This is a genomic window from Streptomyces sp. ATLC9 (assembly GCF_057196705.1).
Genome location: NZ_JBXUOY010000446.1, coordinates 1 through 2,537 on the forward strand (window position 1 = coordinate 1; position 2,537 = coordinate 2,537).

The following is a 2,537-nucleotide window of genomic DNA, read 5'->3' on the forward strand; positions in this document are numbered from 1 at the left end:
GCTCCGGCTCGTCCAGCGCCTCGGCGGCGGCGGTGGCGTCGCGGTCGCGGGGGTGGGCGCGCAGGGCGGCCAGGACGGCGCGGGCGCGCTCGCCCAGCTCCCGCCCGCGCGCGGTGGCGGGCAGGCGTGCCACGCCCATGACTGTGTCCGGTCCGAAGGCGTGCTCCGCCTCGGCGCCGAGGTCGACGAGGACCACGACGCAGTCGTGGTCCCCGCCCTCGTCCGCGCCGCCGGGCACGCCGTGGGGGGCGCGGACGCGAAGGGTGTCGGCGTGGGTGCCGGCGCCGGTGAGGCGGGCGGACCGGTGCAGGATCTCGGCGGGGCTGACGATCACCGTGTCGTGGGGATCGTGGGAGGTGTCGCGCCAGCTCTCGTCGCTGATGATCAGCAGGTCCTCCTGGACGGCCGCCTCGCACACCTCGTGCAGCAGTTCGGGCGGCGCCGCCGTCCCCGTCAGCCCGTCGGCCACGGACAGCAGCAGCACCCGCGGGTCGCCGCCCGCGGCGCGGGCGCGGCCCACCGCCTCCAGCAGCGCGAAGGGATCGGGCACTCCGCCGCACTCGGCCGGTACGGGTACGGGGTGCAGCGGCCGGCCGAGCAGCCGGGCCTGGTCGGCGTGCCAGGCCGGGCCCGGCCTGGGCAGCACCACCCCGCCGCCGTTCTCCGTCCCGCCCTCGTCCGGCCCGTGTCCGGGACCGGGCTCGTGTCCGGGACCGGGCTCGTGTCCGGGCTCGGCCGCGGCGAGCAGCGCCAGCAGGAGCAGGGGCGCGGTGGGGGCCGTCACGACCTGTCCGGGCCCGGTGGGCAGACCGCGCCGCCGCCAGTACCCGCAGGCCGCCTCGGCCACGGCGCCGTGTGCGCCCCGGTCGTGCCCGCCGGATTCCCCGTGCCCGGTCCCCCGGGCGCCGCGCGGGTCCGGCGCGGCCACGGCCGCGGGGGTGGGGCCGTCGGGTCGGGTCTGCCGCATCCGTGCCTCCGCCGTGTCCGGGTACGGCCCGCCGGCCGTCCCTGTCCGATTCCGCCCTGCCCGGCTCCGCCGCCTCCCGGTTCATCACACTCGTCCGCGCTCGCCCGCCGGGCCGGTCAGGGCCGCCGGGACCGTTCCCGGAAGCGCTGGAGTTCCTGCTCCATGCCGTGCCCCCGGGCGCGCACCAGGACTCCGGCGAGGTCGGAGAGCTTGCGGTTGGTGTGCTGCGAGATCCCGCGCAGCAGGGCGAACGCCTCCTGCGCGTCGCAGCCGAGCACGTACATCACGATTCCGCACGCCTGGTCCACCACCGGTCTGCTGCGCAGCGCGCTCCTGAGCTGCTCCGTCTCCGCCAGCGCCGCACGGTGGCGGCGGTCGCGGACCAGCCCGGTGGCGGCCAGGTCGCCCAGGAGCGCCGCCGGGCAGCGGACGGTCTCCTCCAGCGGGCGGGGCCGGAAGCCGTGGACGGTGACGGTGACGGTGAGGCCGTCACGGCGGTACGGCAGGGCGGCACCGGAACGCAGCCCCATCTCCAGTGCCCTGGCCCGGTATCCGGGCCAGCGGTCGTCCAGCAGCAGGTCGTCGGAGCCGGCGGGACGTCCGGTGCGCAGTGCCTGCGGCATGGGCCCGTCTCCGTCCTCCCACTGGACGGCGACGAGCGCGGACAGGTCCGGATGGGTGACGGCGGTGGTGCCCCGGGCCGGACCGCCGCCGGTGTGGACGGTGGCGGTGGCTCCGCAGCAGCCGGGGGTGGAGCGGACGACCTGTTCGGCCAGTCGGGCGAGGCTCCGGGCGGGCGAGGCGGCGTCGGGCGGCGGCTCCGGTCCCGGCCGGGTCGGAGCGGACTCGAACGGCATCGCGTCGCATCGGTCCGGCATGGCGCTGCCCGGTCCTTTCCCTGGTCTCCGGCCGGTTCCGGCCGGTTCTCGAACGTCCGGTCCCGAGGGGTCGGCTGCCCTGCGCACCGGCCGGAAAACGCCCGGTGCGGCTCGGCGCACGCCCTCTCCCACCATCATCATCCCAATAAAGAGTGATGAGTAATATTTTTTCCGTCCCATCGACAGGACCTCCGGCTGCCCGCGGGTTACGTTGAGTACATGGCGCAGGCGGAGGAGTTCGGAACCGAGCTGGCGGACTTCCGCCGACGGGTGGAGGAACTGCGGTCGGCTCGTGCCCTGCCGGAGGCCGACCGGCTGCCCGCCCTGGAGGCCGCCCTCCTGGAGCTGCGGTACGCGGCCGAGGTGCTGCTGCCGCGGTGCGAGGAGCCGGCCGCCGAACGAGGCGGCGGCGACCGGGAGGAGCACCACGAGCACCGGTTGCTGCACACCCTGTTCCAGCGGCTGCCGGTGGCGGTGGCCCTGCTGGACCGGGACACGGTGGTACGGCGGTGCAACCCCGCCGCCGGGCAGGTGCTGGGCGTGCGGGGCGAGTACGCCACCGGGCGGGCGCTGACCGGCTCCCTGGCCCACGATTCCCGGGCGGCCTTCCGTTCCCAGGTGGCGGCCGTCGCCCGCGGCGAGGGCGACCGCGGCCTGACCGTCCGCCTGCCGTGCCCGCCGCGGCACGGCGC

The 2,537-nt window shown here is 76.9% G+C and carries 3 protein-coding genes; 1 reads left to right on the top strand and 2 read right to left on the bottom strand.

The features are described from left to right. Together AC2CJA_RS26055 and AC2CJA_RS26060 are read right to left on the bottom strand one after the other, a co-directional pair. The coding region (locus tag AC2CJA_RS26055) for an aminotransferase class I/II-fold pyridoxal phosphate-dependent enzyme (protein ID WP_484605122.1) at positions 1-967 on the bottom strand (967 nt) is incomplete at its 3' end. A gap of 116 nt (positions 968-1,083) precedes the next feature. Further along, a complete protein-coding gene (locus AC2CJA_RS26060; RefSeq protein ID WP_484605123.1) occupies positions 1,084-1,845 on the bottom strand; it encodes a GAF and ANTAR domain-containing protein in 762 nt (253 codons plus the stop codon). A 219-nt stretch (positions 1,846-2,064) separates the two neighbouring features. Here AC2CJA_RS26060 and AC2CJA_RS26065 point away from each other — a divergent pair. Continuing rightward, positions 2,065-2,537: PAS domain-containing protein (locus AC2CJA_RS26065; RefSeq protein WP_484605124.1), on the top strand; the 473-nt coding region annotated here is incomplete at its 3' end.